The 20,537-nt window shown below is 69.5% G+C and carries 25 protein-coding genes and 1 pseudogene; 15 read left to right on the top strand and 11 right to left on the bottom strand.

Annotated features, from left to right (window positions below):
• Positions 1-83: 83 nt before the first annotated feature.
• Positions 84-329, bottom strand: coding sequence for a helix-turn-helix domain-containing protein (locus OG714_RS47745; RefSeq protein ID WP_406130709.1), 246 nt, complete (start codon positions 327-329; stop codon positions 84-86).
• Entirely contained in the window at positions 329-820 is a 492-nt protein-coding gene (locus tag OG714_RS47740) for a DUF2975 domain-containing protein (protein WP_406130707.1), read from the bottom strand. Before OG714_RS47740 ends, OG714_RS47745 begins: the two co-directional genes overlap by 1 nt.
• Before the next feature lie 352 nt (positions 821-1,172).
• On the opposite strand from OG714_RS47740, the gene OG714_RS47735 reads away from it, so the two are divergent.
• From OG714_RS47735 to OG714_RS47725, 3 genes are all read left to right on the top strand, one after another.
• A complete protein-coding gene (locus OG714_RS47735; RefSeq protein WP_406130706.1) occupies positions 1,173-2,024 on the top strand; it encodes an alpha/beta hydrolase in 852 nt (283 codons plus the stop codon).
• A gap of 253 nt (positions 2,025-2,277) precedes the next feature.
• The gene (locus OG714_RS47730; protein ID WP_406130704.1) at positions 2,278-2,634 is read left to right on the top strand and encodes a hypothetical protein; all 357 of its coding nucleotides are present in this window, start codon (positions 2,278-2,280) and stop codon (positions 2,632-2,634) included.
• Positions 2,635-2,770: 136 nt separating this feature from the next.
• A complete protein-coding gene (locus tag OG714_RS47725; RefSeq protein WP_406130702.1) occupies positions 2,771-3,430 on the top strand; it encodes an MSMEG_1061 family FMN-dependent PPOX-type flavoprotein in 660 nt (219 codons plus the stop codon).
• Between the two features lie 321 nt (positions 3,431-3,751).
• On the opposite strand, the gene OG714_RS47720 is transcribed toward OG714_RS47725, so the two are convergent.
• Together OG714_RS47720 and OG714_RS47715 are read right to left on the bottom strand one after the other, a co-directional pair.
• Positions 3,752-4,474 (bottom strand): dienelactone hydrolase family protein, encoded by a 723-nt coding sequence (locus OG714_RS47720; protein WP_406130700.1) that lies wholly within the window; start codon positions 4,472-4,474, stop codon positions 3,752-3,754.
• A 288-nt stretch (positions 4,475-4,762) separates the two neighbouring features.
• On the bottom strand, positions 4,763-5,494 hold the full coding sequence (locus tag OG714_RS47715; protein WP_406130699.1) for an MgtC/SapB family protein: 732 nt from the start codon (positions 5,492-5,494) through the stop codon (positions 4,763-4,765).
• Between the two features lie 198 nt (positions 5,495-5,692).
• On the opposite strand from OG714_RS47715, the gene OG714_RS47710 reads away from it, so the two are divergent.
• The 10 genes and pseudogenes from OG714_RS47710 to OG714_RS47665 all read left to right on the top strand — a co-directional run bounded on the left by OG714_RS47710 (position 5,693) and on the right by OG714_RS47665 (position 12,176).
• Entirely contained in the window at positions 5,693-6,265 is a 573-nt protein-coding gene (locus OG714_RS47710) for a dihydrofolate reductase family protein (protein ID WP_406130697.1), read from the top strand.
• A gap of 77 nt (positions 6,266-6,342) precedes the next feature.
• Entirely contained in the window at positions 6,343-6,798 is a 456-nt protein-coding gene (locus OG714_RS47705; RefSeq protein ID WP_406130695.1) for an RpiB/LacA/LacB family sugar-phosphate isomerase, read from the top strand.
• A gap of 181 nt (positions 6,799-6,979) precedes the next feature.
• On the top strand, positions 6,980-7,159 hold the full coding sequence (locus OG714_RS47700) for a hypothetical protein (RefSeq protein ID WP_406130693.1): 180 nt from the start codon (positions 6,980-6,982) through the stop codon (positions 7,157-7,159).
• Positions 7,152-7,979: a sigma-70 family RNA polymerase sigma factor gene (locus tag OG714_RS47695; RefSeq protein ID WP_406130691.1), complete on the top strand. Its 828-nt coding sequence runs from the start codon at positions 7,152-7,154 to the stop codon at positions 7,977-7,979. The genes OG714_RS47700 and OG714_RS47695 overlap by 8 nt, the downstream gene beginning before the upstream one ends.
• A 96-nt stretch (positions 7,980-8,075) precedes the next feature.
• A pseudogene (locus OG714_RS47690) lies at positions 8,076-8,399 on the top strand (hypothetical protein); the annotation flags it as partial.
• Between the two features lie 88 nt (positions 8,400-8,487).
• Entirely contained in the window at positions 8,488-8,973 is a 486-nt protein-coding gene (locus tag OG714_RS47685; protein ID WP_406130690.1) for a DUF6193 family natural product biosynthesis protein, read from the top strand.
• Between the two features lie 45 nt (positions 8,974-9,018).
• On the top strand, positions 9,019-10,173 hold the full coding sequence (locus tag OG714_RS47680) for a diaminopropionate ammonia-lyase (RefSeq protein ID WP_406130688.1): 1,155 nt from the start codon (positions 9,019-9,021) through the stop codon (positions 10,171-10,173).
• Positions 10,174-10,503: 330 nt separating this feature from the next.
• Positions 10,504-10,674, top strand: coding sequence for a hydrophobic protein (locus tag OG714_RS47675; RefSeq protein ID WP_384160302.1), 171 nt, complete (start codon positions 10,504-10,506; stop codon positions 10,672-10,674).
• Positions 10,675-10,723: 49 nt separating this feature from the next.
• Complete coding sequence (locus tag OG714_RS47670) at positions 10,724-11,074, top strand: PRC-barrel domain-containing protein (protein ID WP_406130686.1); 351 nt, start codon at positions 10,724-10,726, stop codon at positions 11,072-11,074.
• 169 nt (positions 11,075-11,243) lie between these two features.
• Complete coding sequence (locus OG714_RS47665; RefSeq protein WP_406130685.1) at positions 11,244-12,176, top strand: anti-sigma factor RsbA family regulatory protein; 933 nt, start codon at positions 11,244-11,246, stop codon at positions 12,174-12,176.
• A gap of 4 nt (positions 12,177-12,180) precedes the next feature.
• Here OG714_RS47665 and OG714_RS47660 read toward each other — a convergent pair whose 3' ends face one another.
• The 6 genes from OG714_RS47660 to OG714_RS47635 form a co-directional block, all read right to left on the bottom strand.
• The gene (locus tag OG714_RS47660; RefSeq protein ID WP_406130683.1) at positions 12,181-12,543 is read right to left on the bottom strand and encodes an STAS domain-containing protein; all 363 of its coding nucleotides are present in this window, start codon (positions 12,541-12,543) and stop codon (positions 12,181-12,183) included.
• Entirely contained in the window at positions 12,540-13,835 is a 1,296-nt protein-coding gene (locus OG714_RS47655) for a PP2C family protein-serine/threonine phosphatase (protein ID WP_406130682.1), read from the bottom strand. The genes OG714_RS47660 and OG714_RS47655 overlap by 4 nt, the downstream gene beginning before the upstream one ends.
• Complete coding sequence (locus tag OG714_RS47650) at positions 13,835-14,644, bottom strand: alpha/beta fold hydrolase (RefSeq protein ID WP_406130680.1); 810 nt, start codon at positions 14,642-14,644, stop codon at positions 13,835-13,837. Before OG714_RS47650 ends, OG714_RS47655 begins: the two co-directional genes overlap by 1 nt.
• A 70-nt stretch (positions 14,645-14,714) precedes the next feature.
• Positions 14,715-15,161 (bottom strand): hypothetical protein, encoded by a 447-nt coding sequence (locus tag OG714_RS47645; protein WP_406130678.1) that lies wholly within the window; start codon positions 15,159-15,161, stop codon positions 14,715-14,717.
• Positions 15,162-15,213: 52 nt separating this feature from the next.
• Positions 15,214-16,089, bottom strand: coding sequence for an RNA polymerase sigma factor SigF (locus OG714_RS47640; protein ID WP_406132189.1), 876 nt, complete (start codon positions 16,087-16,089; stop codon positions 15,214-15,216).
• Between the two features lie 234 nt (positions 16,090-16,323).
• Complete coding sequence (locus OG714_RS47635; RefSeq protein WP_406130676.1) at positions 16,324-17,178, bottom strand: DUF1206 domain-containing protein; 855 nt, start codon at positions 17,176-17,178, stop codon at positions 16,324-16,326.
• A gap of 295 nt (positions 17,179-17,473) precedes the next feature.
• On the opposite strand from OG714_RS47635, the gene dacB reads away from it, so the two are divergent.
• A complete protein-coding gene (dacB, locus tag OG714_RS47630) occupies positions 17,474-18,748 on the top strand; it encodes a D-alanyl-D-alanine carboxypeptidase/D-alanyl-D-alanine-endopeptidase (protein ID WP_406130674.1) in 1,275 nt (424 codons plus the stop codon).
• A 327-nt stretch (positions 18,749-19,075) separates the two neighbouring features.
• Complete coding sequence (locus tag OG714_RS47625) at positions 19,076-19,363, top strand: DUF6355 family natural product biosynthesis protein (protein ID WP_406130672.1); 288 nt, start codon at positions 19,076-19,078, stop codon at positions 19,361-19,363.
• A gap of 40 nt (positions 19,364-19,403) precedes the next feature.
• Here the strand turns inward: OG714_RS47625 and OG714_RS47620 are convergent, their stop codons facing one another.
• Positions 19,404-20,402, bottom strand: coding sequence for an Ig-like domain-containing protein (locus OG714_RS47620; RefSeq protein ID WP_406130670.1), 999 nt, complete (start codon positions 20,400-20,402; stop codon positions 19,404-19,406).
• Between the last annotated feature and the right edge of the window lie 135 nt (positions 20,403-20,537).

Raw genomic sequence — 20,537 nt, 5'->3', positions numbered from 1 at the left:
CGAAGCAACCCACCACCCGGTCCAACGCGTCGCCGTCGACACAGCCCACCACACGCCGGGCGGGATCGAGTTGGATGGGCACGTCATCCGCCCGCCGCAGCCTCGATCTCCGCCTCGGCCTCGACCTCGGCCTCCCAGCGCAACAGGTCCCCCGGCTGGCACTCGAGCACCTCGCAGAGCGCGGCGAGCGTCGCGAAGCGAACCGCCTTGGCGCGCCCGTTCTTGAGCACCGCCAGATTGGCGGGCGTGATCCCCACCCGGTCGGCGAGTTCGCCCACGGACATCTTCCGCTTGGCCAGCATCACGTCGATGTCGACGGCGATCGGCATCAGATCACCTCGTCCAACTCGGCCTGCATCTGCGCCGCTTCGGCGTCGCGCGCGACGGCCTGGACGAGCAGCATCCGCAGCACGAGCACGATGAGCGCGACCCCCAGGATGGCCACGCCGACCCCGCCCATGATGAGGGTCACGCCGGGATCGTCCCGCTGGCCCGGCGCGTTGACGGCCGTGACCGCGAACCACACGAGGGCAGCCGCCACGATCGCGCCGATCACACCGTCCACGTACCGGAAGGCGACGTCGGAGAACACGGTGCCGCGCCGCACCATCGTCACCAGCCGCCATACGCAGACCAGGGCGACCTGGACCGACACCGTGCCCAGGATCGTGATCACGCGCAGCGCGGTCAGCGGGAGCGTCCCGTCCTCGGGATCGTTCCCGCTGATCAACACCCACAGCATCAACGTCTGTACGAACACGGTGCCGACGAGCACCACCACGAGCACGGCGCGCAGCGCACCCACTGTCAGCTTTCCCACGACTCGCCCTTCCATCGACTCACGATGGGAATCTATCGATTTTCGATAGGTCGAGCAAGGGTCGGGACAGTCCCAGGCCCGCACAGGGTGGGCACACGTCAAGAGCGGAAGGCGACTGCCGGGCCGCCGGCCCCGGCATCTAGGTCACATTGCCGATGCCACGGCAAAAGCGCTCCTCATAAGGTCACAGGCATGCCACACCGATGAAGCCGCCCGTGCGCGGCTGGGCCCGCCGAACGAACCGAACTCCCCACGGCCACCTGTTCAGTTGGCGCCAGCCACCCTCGCGCAGCAGCTCGGCGGTGAGCTCTCCGTCGGACCCGTTCCACCCACCCCATGCCTGAGGAGTCCCATGAGTACCGATGTTTCCCGCCGGCGGGTACTGGCCGCCGGCGCGGCGCTGGCCGGGTCGGCGGCGCTGGTCGCCGGTTCGGAAGGAACGGCCGGCGCAGCGACGGCCACAAGCGGTACCGGTGAGGAGAAGTCGAAGGTGAAGCCCACGATCGTCCTGGTGCACGGCGGTTACGCAGATTCGTCCTGCTGGAACGCCACCATCGGGGAGTTGCAGCACAAGGGCTACACCACCGTCTGCGGGTCGAACCCGCTGCGGGGTATTCCGACCGACGCCCCGTACATCGCGAGTCTGCTGGACTCCATCAGCGGACCGGTCGTACTGGTCGCGCACGCAATGGGCGGAACGGTCATCACGAACGCCGCCGCCGGAAAGGCGAACGTCAAGGCGTTGGTCTACATCGCGGCGTTCGTGCCCGAAGTGGGCGAGACGCAGGGCGAACTCATCACCAAGTTCCCCGGCAGCGAGGTCGGGCCGGTGAGCGTGCCGGTCCCGTACACGAAGGCCGACGGTACGACCGGAACCGATCTGTACCTGAGCAGGGACGGCCAGGCCGCCTTCGCCGCCGACATCTCCACCGCCGACTTCCGGGTGCTACAGGCCACGCAGCGGCCGTTCGACGCCGATTCCTTCGTCTTCCCGACCACGGCGGCGGCCTGGAAGACGATTCCCTCGTGGGGCCTGGTCGCCGGCCAGGACAAGGCGATCCCGCCGGCGTGCGAGCGCTGGATGTACAGCCGCGCGAACGCGCGCAAGATCGTCGAAGTACCGCGCTCGTCCCACGTCGTGATGATCAGCCACCCCAAGATCGTCGCCGACCTCATCACGGACGCCGCCAGGGCCGTCAGCTGACGATCGCGACGAGTGCCCCGGTCCACCACCACGGACCGGGGCCCGCTCCCCCATCGAGCCGAACGGGCAACGGCCTTTGGAGGTACGGCGGTTCGGAACTCGGGGACATCCGCGCCCGGCTCAGGGCGATGAACGCAGCCGGAGTCGATGTACGGCCGCTGTCGAAGGCCCCTCGGCATGCGAACGTGGACCAACTCGGTGCCGGACATGCGCCGGGGACCGTTTTCCGGAGCGGCCGTAGACCAAGGTGACGATGGGGAACCGTCCGGAAGGTACGGGCGTCCAGACGGGCATGCACCAAGGTTTCCGACTGCGTGCGGCGACCGCGGAGGACGCCGATGTCCTCGCCGATGTGCACACCCGGACCCGGACCGCGTACTACACCGCGGGCGGCATGCCCGAGGACGAACTCGCCGACCCCAGTGCACGGGGGCAACGGCGCGACGCCTGGGCACGGGTGCTGGCCACGCCGACGCGCGCCACGGTGGTCGCGGAAGACACGGACGGGACGGTGGTCGGGCTGCTCACTGCCGGGCCGCCGCACCACGACGACCTGGACGCCTCGACCCACTACGAGCTGTACCAGATCGGTGTACTGCCGCACGCCTGAGGGCGCGGGGTGGGACATGGCCATGCGGACCTGCTGGATCTAACCGCACCAGACAGCTCGCGCGACCGTCTATATGCCATGTCTCCGCACCCACCGACCAAGGTCAATCCCAGGTCGGCTGGTTAGGGTCGGAGGCATGACGTCACCCCTTGCCGACAGTGCCTTCGATTCGCTCCGTCTCGACGCCGTGCGCGACCAGGAGGTGCTGCGCCAGGTCTACGGACTCCCGCGCGACACGGCCAGGCGCAAACAGATGACCGAACTGACCGAGCAGACACGGCAGTTGATCGGCTGCTCATCGCTGGTCCTGGTCGCCAGCGCGGACGCCGAGGGCAACTGTGACGTCTCCCCGCGCGGCGGTCCCGCCGGATTCGTGGCCGTCCTGGACGCGCGGACGGTGGCGATACCGGACGCGACCGGCAACAAGCGTCTGGACACCCTGGAGAACGTCATCGCGACCGGACGGGCCGGGCTGCTGTTCGTCATCCCGGGGCGCACCACGACGCTCAGAGTGAACGGCCGAGCCTGTATCTCCACCCACCCGGAGCTGCTGTCGCAGCTGACCGCCGTGGGCAAGCCGCCGGCCAGCGCGCTGGTGGTGGGGATCGAGGAGGTCTACCCGCACTGCCCCAAAGCGCTCCTGCGCAGCGCGGCCTGGAAGCCCGAGCAGTGGCTGCCGGCGGACGCCCAGCCGACCTCCGCCGAGGTGACGCTGGCCCAGTTGCGGATGCCGGAGCTGACGATCGCCGACATCGAGCAGTCGGAGGCGGACTCGCTGAAGTACCGGTACGAGTAACGGGCCGGCCTACGCTTCCACAGCCACAGCCACAGCCACAGCCACCGGCAGGCCGTGCTGATCCCGACTCCAGACAGGCTCTAGTTCTTCGGCAGGGCGCGGGGATCAAGGGGGCGAGCGTGTAGACGAGGACCAGTTCAGAACGGTCATCTTCAATCCGCACCTACTACCGAGCCCGCCGCCCACCAACCCCGGCCCAGCCGGGAGCCGGGGTTGGTGATCGAGTCGCTCGCCTGCCCAACGATCCGCCAGGTACGGGCCGAGCGCCGCCCCGACCGGCCGCTATCGCCTAGGGGCCGCTGCCGACCCGACGGCCCGCCCTCACTTCAGATGCCGCCCGAAGAACCGATCCCCGTCCTCCCTCTCGAACGACGGTGTGCCGGTGTGGCCGCCCAGATTGGCGTGCAGCGTCTTCTCCTTGGTGCCGAACGCGTCGAACAGGTCCAGGGCCCGCTGCCGAGGGTTCCCCTCGTCGTCCCACTGCAACAGGAACAGCAGCGGAATGGTGACCTGTCGGGCCTCCTCGCGCTGGGCGCGCGGCACATAACCCCCGGCGAAGAAACCGGCGGCCGCGATGCGCGGCTCGGCCACCGCCAGCCGAATGCCGAGGGCGGTCCACCCCGCGTACCCGACCGGGCCGCCGATCTCGGGCAGCGCGAGGAGGGCGTCGAGGGTGGTCCGCCATTCCGGGACCGCCTTTTCGACCAGCGGGCCGACGAAGGACTCGAAGATGTCATCGACGGGCTCACCCGCCTGGATCGCCCGGCGGAGGTCCGCGCGGCCCTGCTCGTCGGCGGCGGAACGGGGCCGCTCACCGCACCCGTCGGCGTCGATGGTGGCCACCGCGTAGCCGGACGCCGCGGACAGCCGGGCCCGGGCCACCAGCCGGGGTTCCGCCTTGGGCAGGCCGTTGTTGTGGGCCATCAGGACCAGCGGGGCCGGCGCGTCGGATTCCGGCGTCCACAGGGTGCCGGGGATCTCGCCGAGGGTGAATTCGCGTTCGAGGACGCCGTCTTCGAGGCGTCGCTCAGAGGTGAAGTGCATGGTCGTGCCTTTCGGGAGGCCTGCTTTACGGCGCTCCCGGACGACCTATCGCCCGACCGTGACTCCAGAGGAGAGCACCCATGTCGAAATAGCGTTCACGGGTACCACCTCCTCGTTCTCTCGCACGGCCTCCGCGAAAGTAGCAGCGGTCGCCGTGGTCCACCAACGGGTTTTCGCGAAGGCTCCGCGGCCGGAGGCCGGATACTGCCTCACCACACCGGACGCCCTCACCACACCTGGCGCCGCCTCACCACGCCGGATACCGGCCCCACCACAGAGGACCCGGTGTCACTCCTCATCGCCGGCCGCCGTCAGCTCGACCTCCGTCACTCCCTCGTTCTGGAACAGCTCGGACGTCAACTGACCCGCGTCCGCCGCCCCTTCCAGCCGCAACAGCACCCGCGCCGCCGGATCCGCCCGCTCCGGCAACCGATCGACCTTGACCTCCTGAATACGAAACCCCCTCCGCGTGCACGTCTCCATCAACTGCGGCAGCAGCGCCGTACCGGTCCGATAGGTCAGCCGTACCTCGAACGCCCCCGGATCGGCGCCGGACGTCATGTGCGCGAAGAGCCGCGGATATCCGCGTACGACGAGAAAGTGCACGGCGGTCGTGGCCAGCGCGAGGATCGGCAGACCGCCACCGCACGCCATACCCACCGCGCAGGTGAGCCAGATGGTCGCGGCGGTCGTCAGTCCCCGCACCGCGTCCCGTCGTACGAAGATCAGGCCGCCGCCGATGAACCCGATGCCGGAGACGATCTGGGCCGCCACGCGGGACGGGTCGAAGGACACGTTGTCCAGGCCGAGGACGTTGGTGAAGCCGTGCTGGGAGACCTCCATCATCAGCGCGCTGGCGATCCCGACCAGCGTGTGCGTGCGCAGCCCGGCGCTCTTCTGCTGTGCCGCCCGCTCCCAGCCGATCAGGGTCGACAGCAGCAACGCCAGCCCCAGTTCGGCGAGTTGGCGCAGCCCTTGCCCGTTGCTCACGTCCCACAACGGGACCGCCAGTCCGGCCACCCCGCACCTCCCTTCCGGCGCCCTGCCCCGACATTGCCTCTAGGCCTCTACCCGGCCGGCCGGGACCATGCCCACCCGACAACTCCCCTTAACCCCCCTCCGACAACTTCCCCCTCCTTGACAATTATTTTTGTCGGTTGGATGCTGGAGCCACCAGCACAGGCACACACACCCGCACCGACCACCCAAGGACCCACGATGCGCACCTTGATCAGCACCGCCTTCGTCTCCCTCGACGGCGTCATGGAGGCCCCCGGCGGCGAACCCGGCTACCGCAACTCCGGATGGACCTTCAAGGAGGTCGAGTTCCTGCCCGAGTCGTTCGACATCAAGGGGCGGGAGCAGCTGGAGTCCGCCGCGATGCTGATGGGCCGGGCCAGCTACGAGGCGTTCAGCCCGGTGTGGCCGGACATGGACGAGTTCGCGCATTACAAGACCCTGCCGAAGTACGTCGTCTCCAGCACCCTCACCGACGACGAGCTCGTGTCGAACTGGGGCGAGACCACGATCCTCCGCACCCTCGACGAGGTCGCCGCCCTCAAGGAGACCGAGGGCGGCCCGATCATCGTCCACGGCAGCGCGGCCCTCAACCACGGCCTCGCGGACGCGGGCCTGGTCGACCGCTACCACCTGCTCGTCTTCCCGCTGCTGCTCGGCGCCGGCAAGCGCCTGTTCCCGGCCACCGACAAGGACGCCCAGAAGCTGAAGCTGGTCGAGCAGGCCGTGTACGCCAACGGCCTTCAGCTGAACGTCTTCGACGTCGTCCACTGATGACGCCCCGACGGGAGCCGCTCAACAAGCCCCCTTCAAGCTGGCACCGAGCTCAACCGCTGAGTAGCCTCCGCGACATGCGGATCTCTGTTTCCTCTGACATGGACGAACCCGTGGCGCGTTCCCTCGTCGCGGAGTTGCGCGGCCGGGGCCACGAGGTGGTGACGCACGGGGCGTTGCGTCCCGGGGACGACCCGCAGTGGGCGGTCTGCTCGGAGGCGGCGGCCCGTGAGGTCGCCGCCGGGACGTCGGAGCAGGCGGTCGTGTGCTGCTGGACCGGTACGGGCGCGTCGATCGCCGCGAACAAGGTGCCGGGCGTACGGGCGGCCCTGTGCACGGACGCGTACACGGCGGACGGCGCCCGCCGCTGGAACGACGCCAACGTACTGGCCCTCAGCCTGCGGCTGACGTCCGAGCCCCTGCTCAAGGAGATCCTCGACGCCTGGTTCGCCGCGGCGGCCAGCGAGGACGACGACGACCGGGAGAACGTGGCCCGCATCGGCCTGCTCGACCTCAACAAGCCTGCGCCATAGCCGAGTTCCAACACGCCCGACCGCCTGCCGACCACGACTCGTCCCGGATGGGCCCTGAGCCCGTGGCGGAAAGATCTTGACGAGCGTGTCAAGAGAATCGGCTGCCGCCCCCTCTTCAGTGATGTACGGCCGTTTGCTTCGAGGCGAGGCACTGGAGGCCGCAGACTGAAGGAGGTGCTCGGTGGAGGTCGCCAGCGCAGTGCTGTTCCTGATCGTGATTCTTGCTCCGAGTCTCAAGAAGCTGATCGACAGCGTGGCCTACCGGAACAAGGCCTGTGGGCGGGCTGAAGTGATCCGCGCGCAGCGCGGAACGGAGCCGCGTTCCCGCAGGGTGAGCGAAGGCGGGAGGGACGATGGCTGACGAGGGAGCCGTGTCCGTCGAGACGTGGAACTCCGTGTACACGGAGTTCCGTGGGGAGATGACCGGGAAGGCCCGCCGATTGCTGTCGGACGCGAACATCCCGGCATCAAGACTTGAGGCCGAGGACGTCGTGCACAACGCGTTCGCCAAAGTGCTCCGCGCGCCCCGCACCCCCGACAACCCACACGCCTACCTGTACGCGGTGATCCGCCGCGAGGTGGAGGCGGAGGCCAGACGGTGCGGCCCGCCGGCCGAGTGGGATGCGGCGCACCGGTTCGAGGCCGTGTCCGCCGGCGAACCGGTACTTGCGGACTTCAGCGACATGGTCGCCCACCGGATCGCGGTGCACCAGGCGCTCAGCGGGCTGCCTCCGCAACAGCGGATCGCGGTGTGGGCGACGAAGGCGATGGGCCGGACCCAGCAGGAGGCGGCCGAGGACATGGGCAGGAGCGCGGGCACCGTCGCCACCCATGTCGCCCGGGCGGTGGCCTGTCTGAAACTCAATCTCGTAGCGGTATGGGCTGCCGTGATCACGCTGATCTGCGGCCTGCTGAGCGAGGTGGCCGGGCATGTGACCAAGGCCGGCAGCGGGGGCCGGGAACCGGCGGACCCGCCCGCGCCCGACCTCGGAGTCAGCAGTTGGCAGGCGATGCTTCTGGGCGCAGTGCTTCTCCCCCTCGCGTTCTACGCGCTCGGTTCGTCCCTGCCCTGGCTCAAGTCCAGGCTCAACTTCGGTGGACCGGCCGCGGCCCGGCCGGGCACCACGAACGCTGAGGCCGTCGATGAAGCGGAGGACCGGTTCGCGACGCGGCTACGCTGACCCGAGGCGTTACGCCACGACCGGGAGCACGAGAAGAGGCGCACGGCACTGAAATCGGCCACGACGGAAGTCGAACTTGCCCCGGCCGGGTTCCAAGACCCCGACGCCCGCGTCGCCGAGCTGATCTTCGACTCCATGGTGGACGCCGTCCCGGTCAGGGGAACGACGGGCGTATCGCGCATGCTGACCTTCTGCGCCGGTGAGGTGACCGTGGACGTGGAGGTGACCGCGCACTGCCTGATGGGGCAGCTGATGCCGCCACAGCAGACGTGGATCGAGGTACTCGGCGGCCCGCGGGCGACCAAGGTCGAGACAGACGACATGGGCCGTTTCACCAGTGCCGCACCTCGTGGCGGTCCGTTCGCCCTGCGGCTGCGGACCGGCGGGGAGGTCGTGGTCACGGGGTGGCTGGAGGTCTGAGTCTGTCGTGGAGTTCCGGAGTCGTCGAAGGAGAAGGAGAGGGACACGTGGACCGGGTGAAGACGCTCAAGCGGGCGACACTGTGACTGTGGAGACGCGCAGCGAGACCTCCGATCAACAGGTGCCCCTGCCTCCAAGACCGGTTCTGCCAGACATGACTGCGGCACGCGTTCGCGGACCGGCTGACGTCGTCGAGGCCCATTGGCAGTCCCTACGACTCAGCTGGCAGTGGCGGCACGCAGTACATCAGGTCCGCTCGCCCGGACGCCGCTATCCGGGCATCGTTCCGCTGCTGGAGGCTGCCGCCGCTCAACCACAGCTCCGGCGGCTGTATCCGTTCACCAGCCACTTCATCCTGCTCTTCAGCAGCTCCACCAGCTACCCCTGGAATGCGCAGGCCGGATCCATCGAGCCTCTGCGCAACGGGCGGTTCAGAGTTCGCCGACGCGGTCCTTTCACCGTGGTCGGCGAGGTCGCGACCGCCGAAGAGGCTGTGGCCCTGGTGCTTGAGCTCCTGCCCACCGGTCCCGAACCCGTCATCACCGCCGACGCGGACGAGACGGGTATTCCCTGAGAACCTCCGCTGGACCAATCATGTGCTTGGACACATTCTGGTCGCGTGTCCAAGACTTCGTTCCGCTCCGGCAGCCCCGCCCCGCGCCACCTGCCGTGGTACGTCCGGTCCGCGGCCAGAACGTGGACCTGTGCGCCGCCCCCGGCCGAGGTACGGGACTTCCATGCCGGGCTGCCCGGATACTCACCCACCGCCCTGACCGAACTCCCCGTCCTGGCCGCGGAGTTCGGTGTCGGGCGGGTCTTCGTCAAGGACGAGTCCGCGCGTCTGGGCCTGCCCGCGTTCAAGGCGCTCGGCGCGTCCTGGGCGATTCACCGGGTGCTGGCACAGCGGGCGGACCGCGGGGGCGGGCCGGTGCGGCTCGTCACCGCCACCGACGGCAACCACGGTCGGGCCGTGGCCCGGATGGCGCGGCTGTTCGGGCAACGTGCGCAGGTCTTCGTTCCGCGGGGCGTCCACCCGGCGGCCGTGACCGCGATCGAGGACGAGGGCGCGGACGTCGTCCTGGTTCCCGGCGCCTACGACGAAGCCGTGCGCCGGGCCGCCGACGCGGCGGCGGGCGGGCAGGGCTCCGTGCTCGTGCAGGACACCGCCTGGCCCGGGTACGAGCGGATTCCCGGCTGGATCGTGGAGGGCTACTCGACCCTGTTCGCCGAGACAGACGGGCAGTTGAGGGCCGTGGGTGTCGAGGCGCCGGGGCTGGTGGTCGTCCCGGCGGGCGTCGGTTCGCTCGCGCAGGCCGGCGTCGCCCACTACCGCAGCAGTCGGACCGAGTCGCCTCCGGCCGCCCTGATGTCGGTCGAACCCGACACCGCCGCCTGTGTCCTGGCCAGCCTCGGCCGCGGAGAGCCGGTCAGCGTGCCGACCGGCGCCACCACCATGGCCGGCCTGAACTGCGGCACCGTCTCCAGCCTGGCCTGGCCGTATCTGCGCGACGGCCTGGACGCCGCCGTCGCGGTCACGGACGCCGACAGCGCGGGCCCCGCACGCGATCTCGCCGCCGCCGGTGTCTCCTCGGGCCCCTGCGGTGCGGCCTCCCTGGCGGGTGCCCGCGCCGCCCTGACCGGTGACGGCGCGGCCGTACGCCGTAGAGCCCTGGGCGTCGGTCCCGCCTCGACCGTCGTCCTGCTCAGCACCGAAGGCACGGCCGCGAACCCGCACGCAGACGCGAACCCCCACGGAGATGAGGAGTCGCGATGACCCTCGTCCCGACGAACTCGACCCGGTACACCTCCCGGTACGCCTCCTGGAGCGGCTGATCGCGATCGACTCCGTCAGCCCCGGGTTATCGGCCTCGGGGGCTCACGCACGGCCTGGTGTCCGACGCGCAGGGGGTCTCGCGGGCCGACGGGATGCCGCTGGTCGGGACCGCCGGCGAGACCGGTCCGGACAGGGTGACATCGGTGGCGCCGACGCCGTGGTGGCGCCCCCGGAACGACCGGCCCTTCTCTCTCCGCCGCATTTTTTTGTTTCCTCCAGGCGCATGGATTATTTCCGGCAGGGCACTCGGATGCCTGGAGGTCGATACATATGTTTCCCCTGATCCTTGTTCTTCTCCTGGCACTGCTGCTTTTCGGTGCGGGATTCGCCATCAAAATTCTTTGGTGGGTCGCAATCGTTGTTCTCGTCCTGTGGCTGCTGGGATTTGTCGCCCGTTCGCCGGGTTCCGGCGGTACTCGAGGACGTTGGTACCGCTGGTAGGAGATAAATCACCGATCTCGAAATTCACCCACCATAAAGTGAGGTTTACATGGCGGACAACATGTGGGACTACCAGGCCGAGTCGGGCCACCAGACCGGTACGGATCTGACCGGATTCAAGGTCGAGGCGAGCGACGGCTCGATCGGCAAGGTGGACAAGCACTCCGAGGACGTCGGGGCCATGTACATCGTCGTCGACACCGGTGTGTGGATCTTCGGCAAGCACGTGCTGCTGCCCGTCGGGACCATCGCGTCCATCGACGTCGCGGAGCGCACGATCCACGTCGGCCGTACGAAGGAAGAGATCAAGAACTCCCCGGAGTTCGACAAGGACAAGCACCCCGGTGACGCCGGCTACCACGAGCAGGTCGGCGGCTACTACGGGAACCCCCGCACCTGATCGGCGTTTCGCAGTGGGACAGGGGGGTGGGCGCCGGCAGTTCTGTCGGCGCCCACCCCCTGTCGTGCTACCCCCGTAGACTGCCGGAGCGGTGACCGCCGTCCGCCTTGTCACCGCGCGCCGCGGACATGCCCTGGCCCGGCCCGACAAGGATCGAGGTGGCGGCGCGATGAGCACGGCCACCGACGGTGAACTGTTCGCGCATCCCGCGCTGTTCTACCGGGGCGAGGCCCAGTACACGGCCGGTACGGTGCCGTTCGTGCGGGCGGGTCTGGCCGCCGGTGAGGCCGTCGCGGTCGCCGTTCCCGGCACCCAACTCGCGTTGATCCGGGCCGGACTTGGGTCGGGTGGCGCCGGTGTGCGGTTTCTCGACATGACCGAGGTCGGCCGCAATCCGGGGCGGATCATCCCGGGCGTACTGCGGGCCTTCGCCGATGCCCACGCCGACAGCGGCAGGGTGCGGATCATCGGGGAGCCGATCTGGCCCGGCCGTACCGCCGTCGAGTACCCGGCGTGCGTGCAGCACGAGGCGCTGATCAACTCCGCGTTCCGGGATCGCGAGGTGACGATCCTGTGCCCGTACGACGCGGACCGGCTGGAGCCTCACGTGCTCGCCGACGCCCGCGCCACCCATCCGGTCGTCATCGACGGAGACACCCAACAGCCCAGCGCCACCTACGATCCGCGGCGCGTCATCGCCCGTTACAACGAGCCGCTCCCCCACCCACCGGGCGCCGCGTCCATCGTGTTCGACCCGGGAGATCTCCCCAAGTCCCGTTATTTCGCGGTCCAGGAGGCCGAGCGGCTGGGCCTGGCGGGCGTACGGCTCCAGGATCTGACGCTGGCCGTCGCGGAGTTGACCACCAACAGCGTGCTGCACGGCGGGGGTTCGGGGACGCTGCGGATCTGGGCCGAGGGAGAGCGGATCGTCTGCGAGGTGCACGACCGGGGCCGGCTGACGGACCCGCTGGCAGGCCGGCGCCCGCCGTCACGCGACCAACCGGGCGGGCGGGGGCTGCTGTTGGTGCACTACGTCGCCGATCTCGTCCGCGTCCATGCGACCGCGGACGGCACAACCATCCGTTTCTACCTGGCCCGTTGACGCTTCAGGGGTGGGCGGCCGGAGGTGTCCAGGCCGCTTCGGCCTCCTGCGCGGTGGAGTGGGTCGTGAAGACCTGGTCGAGGCCGACCATGTGGAAGATCCGGCTGATGTGATCCGGGACCGCCGCCAGCGCGATGCCCGCCCGGGCGGCCAGGGCGTGGTTGCGGGCGGCGAGCAGGGCGGTGATGCCGCTGGAGTCGCAGAACGTGACGCCGGCCAGGTCGACGACGAGCTGCTGGCCGTCCGACAGCGCCAGCCCGGGCAGGAGTTCACGCACCTGGGTGTAGCTGTCGTAGTCGAGTTCTCCGGTGAGTTCGACGACGGGTCCCGCGGGCGTGGTCCGGGTGCGGATGGCGAGTTGGGTCACGGCTGCTCTTCGCTGGTGGGTCGGGGCACGTTGATGGCGAGGACGGCGGTGTCGTCGTCGACGCCGGTACCGAAGGTGTCGAGCAGGTCGCGGATCGCGGCGACGGCGGCGTAGGCGGTGGTGGGTGCCAGGGCGCGGGCGAAGTCGAGGAGGGCGTCGTCCCCGTAGCGGTCGGCGTCCCTGGCGCGGTCCGGGCGGGCTTCGGTGAGTCCGTCCGTGTGGAGCAGCAGGGTGTCGCCCGCCGCCAAGTGGACGGTGGCGGTGGCGATATGGGCGTCGGGCAGCACGCCGATGAGCTGTCCGCCGGGGGTGTGCAGATGGTCGGCGCTGCCGTCCGCGCGCAGGAGCAGCGCCGGCGGGTGGCCGCCGCTGGCCAGGGTGATGCGGAAGCCGCCGCGGTCGCCCTCGGGGGTGAGCAGCCCGAAGACGACGGTGCAGAACCGCGGGTCGTGGCCGTTGTACTCGTGGTTGAGGACGGTGTTGAGATTGCCGAGCACGGCGGCCGGATCGGGGTCGTAGACGGCCGCGGCGCGCAGGGTGTAGCGGGCCAGCGAGGTGACGGCGGCGGCCGCGGCGCCCTTGCCGCACACGTCCCCGAGGAACAGCCCCCAGGTCCCGGCGGAGAGCGGGAAGAGGTCGTAGAAGTCGCCGCCGACCATGTCCGTGGAGGCGACGTGGTAGTGCGCTGCCACGTCAAGTCCCGGCACGTTCACGAGAGTTGGCGGCAGCAGGGTCTGCTGGAGGGTGGCGTTGAGGCGCTTGAGTTCCTCGCGTTCGAGTTCCGCCTCCTGGCGGGCGCGCAGCAGTTCCGTCTCGTAGGCGCGGCGGTCGCGGGCGTCGAAGACGGTGGTGCGGATCAGGAGCGGTTGTCCGTCGCCGCCGGTCTTGACGGTGGAGGTCACCAGTACGGGCAGCCGGCTGCCGTCGGTGGCCTTGAGTTCGAGGGCGATCCCGCTGACCTCGCCCTGCATACGCAGCAGCGGGGCGAAGTGGGTCTCGTGGTAGAGCCGGCCGCCCACGGTCAGCAGGTCGGAGAAGGTCCTCCGGCCGACCAGGTCACCGTGGTCGTAGCCGAGCCAGTCGAGCAGTGTCGCGTTGATCTTCGCGATCGTGCCGTCGAGCAGCGTGGAGAGGTAGCCGCACGGAGCGTGTTCGTACAGATCCTCGGCGCTGTCCTCCAGGAGCGCGGAGAAGGTCGCGTGGTCGTCACCGGGGTCTTTGCCAGGGAGCTTCTCGGAACGTCTCTCGGGCGGCCGGTGATCGCCGCTCTCGCTGTCGTCGCTCGCGCCCATCAGCGCACGGCCCCGACGAAGTCGGTGATCGCGGCGGCCGTTTCCTCCGGCGCGGCGAGCTGCGGGCAGTGCCCGGTCGCCTTCAGGGTGACCAGCCGGCTGCCCGGGATCCGGTCCCGTACGAAGGTTCCGACCTCCGGGGGCGCGATCGCGTCGTGGGAGCACTGGGCGACCAGCGTGGGCACGGTGACCTCGGCGAGGTCCTCGCGGTTGTCGGAGAGGAACGTGACGCGGGCGAAGACGCGGGCGATGTCGGGATCGGTGCGGCAGAAGCTGTTGGTCAACTCCTCGCCCAGTTCCGGGCGTTCGGGGTTGCCCATGATCACCGGCGCCATGGCGCCCGACCAGCCCAGGTAGTTCGCGTCCAGCGACTCCAGCAGCTCGTCGATGTCCTCGGCGCTGAAACCGCCGCGATAGCCGACGGCGGGATCGTCGATGAAACAGGGCGACGGGGCGAGCAGCACCAGCCCGGCGAACGCCTCCGGCTCGCGTGCCGCGGCGAGGACGCCCATCATCGCGCTCACGGAGTGGCCCACGAACGTCACCGGGCCGAGCGCCAGCTCACGGCAGATCTCCAGCACGTCATCGGTGTAGCCGTCCAGCGTGGAGTAGCGCTCGTGGCTCCAGGCCGACAGGTCGGAGCGGCCGGCGCCCACGTGGTCGAAGAGCACCACGGTGTAGTCACCTTCCAGGAGCGGTACCAGCAGCCGCCACATGTGCTGGTCGCACCCGAACCCGTGCGCCAGCATCACGACCGGCCCACCGGCCCGGCCCGACACCGTGACATGGTTCCTGCTCCGCATAGGCATGCGGCACATCCTCACAGACCGCTTCCTTCTCCGCCCGCCACGCCTGCCCTGTACCGACTCCTCCGGCGCCTCAGGACTGCTTCGGCTTGCCCAGGGACCAGCCGGACACGTCCGTGAGCCGGCCGCGCCACAGCGGCATGACGGCGGACCCGCCCCCGCCGGTGACACCGGTGGCGTCGCGCAGGTGGATCCACTGCGGCAGCCGTTGCGGGCCGGGTCCCCCCTGCCTGTCCTCGACCACCTCGTCCACCTGCCGCGGGAACCGCTCCAGCAGCTGCGCGCCGGCGCCGTCCATCCCGTGCAGGCTGCGCGCCCAGTCGGTGGTCCAGGCCTCGTGTGAGATCAGGTCGCCGTAGAGGAAGGCGCCCGAGACGGTGAGCGTGATGGGGAGGGCGGCCTGTGCGTCCTGGCCGATCAGCCGTACCAGCATCTGGAGTTGGAGGTCGGGCACGGGCTCCGTCACGATCGGTGCGGCGGGCTGGTGCAGCGGATCGTGGTCCGTGCTCGTGGTGCTCATGCGGGGTGATCCTTTCGGTGCCGCGCGAGGGGAGAACTGCCGGGCGGGCGGATCACGTGGGCAGGAGGCCGGTCCTTAGCTTGGCGAGGGTGCGGTTGAGCAGGCGGGAGATGTGCATCTGCGAGAGGTTCAGCACGCGGCCGATCTCGGCCTGGGTCAGCTCCTGGCCGAAGCGCATCTCGATGATGGTCCGCTCCCGCTCGTCGAGCTGTTGCAGCAGCGGGCCGAGCGTGTGCAGGTCCTCGAACAGCTCCAGCGCCGGGTCGGCGTCGCCCATCGTGTCCGCGTACTTCGGCGCGCTGTCGGACTCGTCGTCACCGCTCGGGGTGTCGATGGAACCGGCGACATAGCCGTTCGCGGCGACCAGGCCCTCGATGATCTCGTCCTCGGACAGCTCCAGGTGGGCGGCGAGTTCCTTCACCGTGGGGGTGCGGCCCAGCTCGGTGCCGAGGGTCTCCTTGCTCTTCGCAAGGTCGACCCGGAGTTCCTGAAGCCGGCGCGGGACGTGCACGGCCCAGGTGGTGTCGCGGAAGAACCGCTTGATCTCGCCGAGTATGTAGGGGATCGCGAAGGAGGTGAACTCGACCTCGCGGGTCAGGTCGAAGCGGTCGATGGCCTTGATCAGACCGATCGTGCCGACCTGGATGACGTCCTCCATGTCACCGCTGCCCCGGTTGCGGAACCGGCGCGCGGCGAAGGACACCAGCGACAGGTTCATCTCGATCAGCGTGTTCCGCGCGTACTGGTACTCCTGGGTGCCCTCCTCCAACTCCTGGAGCCGGTCGAGGAAGAGCCGGGAGAGGACACGAGCGTCCTTGGGCGCGACCTTGGCCCCGTCCTCGATCCACGGGAGCTCGTCCACGACATCCGGTGCTCCCGCGCGGGCAGGAGCAGTTGCTTCGAGGACCTTCACGGAGGAAGCCACGATGCCGCCTTAACTGGAGAACAGGACGAACGTCGCGTGCCCCCTTCCGGCACAACCATGTCTCCCCGGACCTCACAATTCCGCGACCGACCGAAAAGCCTGCCCCGCCAGACTCCACCGACACGGGGAACACCCGCGGTTTCACACCAATTCGCGGTTCCTTCACACCACTTCATGGGTTCTACGACGATGGCGTACGCCTTCGGATGTTCTACGACGCTGCCGCGGTGCCGGGGTTCACAGGCGGCGCCAGCGTGCCGAGGCGAACGAGAAGCCACCGAACAGCACCAGTCCGACGGCGACCGCGACCAGCAGCCACGGCCCCGCCGGAGTGTGCGCGAAGGTGCGCAGGGTGGCGTCCATGCCCTTGGCCTGGTGGGGGTCGAAGCGGATGGCGGCCACCAGAGCGAACACACCCACCCCGGCGAACACGACACCGCGGGCCGCGCCGCCGCCCACGCCCAGGCCGGTGACGACCTGCCGTACCCGGCGGCTCATCTTCCCGGTCTCCAGCCGCCGCAGGAATCGCCGCATCAGCGCACGTACCGCGAGGACCACGCCGACTCCGATCAGCACGCAGCCGACGAGCCCCACCAGCACTTGCCCGCCCGGGAGTTTCAACGCCGAGGCGGTCCAGTCCTGCGACTCGGCATCACCGCCGGACGACCCGCCGGCCCCGGCGGCGAAGGAGGCCGTACCCCAGCAGACGAAGCCGTAGAACACGGCCCGGCCTCCGTCCAGCAGGCGCGAACCGACCTTGTTCTTGGGCCCGTTCGCCAGCAGCGCCTGGGAGGCCCGCCAGATCGCCATGCAGCCGAAGCCGACGACGAGCATCCACAGCATCACCTTCCCGAAGGGCTGCGCCGCGACCTGCTGCAACGCGCCCTGCCGGTCCGCCTCCCGGCCCCCGCCGCCGAACGCGATCTGCAGGGCGAGAGCACCGACGAGGACGTACACGACACCACGTGCGACGAATCCCGCGCGCCCTGTGACGGCGAGCGCCTGCTTGCCCTCGGCCTGTCCCGGTGCGCGGCTCCGGGCGGTCGAACTCGCCCTCCGGAGGCCCCACTTGTGCGTGTGCGACGAGGTCATGATGCCTTTCCTGGAAACACTGGACGAGCCGAGACACGGACGCGCGGTACGCGTCCCGTACTGTCGCGTGCCCCCGACGGGGACTTCGATGTGCGTCACGGGGGAGGCGTCGCCGTGCGTCACGGGGACGGCATCGGCCGATCGCACAACAAAGGCCCCTCACAGCTGTTACTTTCCCTTTCAAGATCCCCGGATCTCTGTCCCCTCCCCCACCCACACACCCCGCGGCGAGGCCCCCATGCCCAACTCCCCCTCCGTAGACGGCGCGAGCGGACGCCACCGCAGGAGCAGGACGATGAGTCCGGCGTTCCGCCGCGCCGCCGTCATCGCGGTGACCGCCCCCGTCGCCGGGACGATCCTGTTCGGCACCTCGGCCTTCGCCGCCGAGAAGTCCGTCGCCTCGACCGCGGCCACGCTCGACACGGCCGAGCAGAAGATCGCGGACAGCCTCGACACCCGTGTCCAGGACGTCCGTCTGGGCAGCACGTTCAGCGGTGTCGTCATCGACGCTGAGACCAACAAGGCCGTGTGGGGCCACGACGCGACCACCGCGCTGATGCCCGCGTCCAACACCAAACTCGCCACGTCGACCGCCGCGTTGACGGTCCTCGGCCCCGATCACCGCTTCACCACGAAGGTCGTCTACGGCAACGGGACCCTCACCCTGGTCGGAGGCGGGGACCGCACCCTGACCACCGCAGACCTGACCGCGATGGCCACAACTGCCGTAGCCGGTCTGAAGAACGCGGGCCTGACCACGGTGAAGGTGACGGTCGACGACAGCCTCTTCCCCGCGCCCACCCTCGCGACCGGCTGGAACGACGGCTACTACCCCGACTCCATCGCCCCCGTACGGGCGCTGGTGGTCGACGGCCGCCACGTCACGGACACGTCCCTGGACGCCGGCCAGATCTTCGCGAAGCTCCTCGCCCGGCAGGGCGTCACCGTCACCGGGAGCGTCACGCACGGAACCGCCGGTACCGGGGCCGTCCCCGTCGCCCAGCACCGGTCCGGCACGCTGTCGTCCATCGTGGAGCACATGCTCAAGGTGAGTGACAACGATATCGCCGAGACACTGCTCCGGAGCACCGCGCTGGCCGCCGGACGCCCGGCCACCTTCGAGGACGGCACGGCCGTCGTACGCCAGGTCCTCACCCGCTACGGCATCTCGCTGGCCAACCTCGAGATCCACGACGGCAGCGGCCTCTCCCGCGCCAACCGCATCCCGGCCCAGACGATCGCCGACATCCTCGACCTGGCCGACGACCCCGCCAACAGCCAGACCCTGAAGTACATCGTGGACGGCCTGCCGATCGCGGGCGAGGCGGGCTCGACCCTGGGCCCCGAGTGGGGCCGCTTCGACACCGCGGACTCCCAGTGCGCGGTCGGCAAGGTCAGCGCCAAGACGGGCACGCTCACCGGCGCGATCGCGCTGAGCGGCCTGACCAAGGCCGAGGACGGGCGCTGGAAGGTCTTCTCCTTCATCGAGAACAACTCCACCGCCGATCCGGCCGCCACGAAGGATGCCCTTGACGGGCTCGCGGCCACGGTCAACGGGTGCTGGGCGTAGGCACCCCCGCCCACTGGTTACCGCACGTCGCCGACAGCTGCCCGAGCCCGGACGCCGTCGTCCGGCCGGGCAGCTTGCGGTGGAAGGGCCGTCAGAGGCAGACGCAATTCATGCGGCCCCTCCGCCAGAACCATCCGATTGCCGTAGCGACAAATCGATTCACCGGGTGAACACGGCGGCATACGACCAACCGCGCAGGTCAGTACGGCAATCTCGGTACGGCATTCCTGGAGCGGCTGTCCGAGCGATCGGGGCGACTGTCCGACCGATCGGACGGGACAAGCAGCCGCTTCCACGGCCGCTCCCTCCACTGACCAAGGAGTTCCTTTGCGTTTTCGTCGTACGGTGATCAGCGCCCTCGGTTCCGCCGCCCTCGTGATCGGCTCGCTCGGTGCGGTGGCCGCCGCGAGTCCCGCGGCGGCCAACCCCTGCGGCTTCTACGAGACCGGGTCCGACGCCTACTACCGTCACTGCACGACCGACGGTTCGCAGGTCGTCATCAAGGTCGAGGTCGCCCGGGCGCGCGACTACGAGCGGTGCGTCGCACACGGTACGACCTGGCTGGGCTCGGCCCGCAAGATCCAGGGCGCCCACTACGCCGGGCGCACCTGCTGACACCGATCGTCGTGCTGCCCGGTGACGTCACCGCGGCGCGTCACAGCGCCGCGGTCGTCCCCTCGCCGGAGCCGCTGCCCGCGAGCCACTGGTCCCAGCCGAGGTTGAAGTCGGCGTAGCCGTTGTCGGCCGGGGCCTTGCCGCGGGGCGATCCGGTGATGGTGATGGGGTCGCCCTGCTTGACCTGGCCGTAGAACCACTTGGCGTCCGACAGGGACAGGTGGACGCAGCCGTGCGAGCCGCGGGCGCTGCCGCTGCCCGGGTTCGGGTCGCCGGTCGAGTAGTGCACGTAGGTGCCGGACTGGGTGAGGTGGATGTCCCAGGGCAGCGTCAGGTCGTAGTAGTTCGCGCTGCCCTTGTCGCAGCTGATGCCGACGCTGCAGGAGGTCATGTGGACCTTCTTCTGCTTGTCGATGACGGCCATCGTGCCGTCCCACGTCGGGTACTCGGCGCTGCCCGCGTTGATCGACAGGGTGCGCACCGGCGAGCCGTTCTTCGTCACCTTCATGGTGTGGTTGGTGACGGAGACGTCCGCGCGCACGTCGTCGCCGATCTTGAAGGTGTGCGTGTAACTGTGCACGCCGTAGCGCCCGTTGCCGTTGCTGACGCCCTCCATGTCGGCGTCGATCTTCACCGTCGTACCGGAGGGCCAGTACGTCTTCGGCCGCCAGTCGACGCGCTTGTCGCCCATCCAGTGCCAGGCGCCGAGCACCGACTGCGAGGCGCTGATCTTCATGTGCTTCTCGACCGTGGCCCGCGCCTTGGACGCCACCGGGTTCGTGAAGATCACCGAGATCGGCATGGCCACGCCGACCGTGGTTCCCGTCTGCGGGGTGATCGTGTCCAGCAGCATCGGCGGGCCCGCGGGCTTCGTCGGCGACGGCGAGGCAGTCGCGCTCGCCTTGCCCGACGCCTTGGCGTCGTCCCCGCTCGCCTTGTCGCTGCCACCCCCACCACAGGCACTCGCACCCACCAGCACCGCACCCGTGACGAGTGCGATCCCTATGCTGCCCTTGCGCCGTCCCACGACTTGCCCCACTCTCTAGCTCCTCGACCTCGACCCTGACGGGCCCGACTCACTGTCAGACAGCGACAGAGGGGGCCTCAGTTGCGTGCGTCGCGTAAAACGTGTCTCAAGACTCGGTACGCACCGAGTGATCCATGACGGCGAGTG

Source organism: Streptomyces sp. NBC_00989, from assembly GCF_045162655.1.
Classification (GTDB): Bacteria; Actinomycetota; Actinomycetes; order Streptomycetales; family Streptomycetaceae; genus Streptomyces.
The sequence above is the reverse complement of the archived record's forward strand: the minus strand, read 5'-3'. Positions and strand labels throughout refer to the sequence as shown.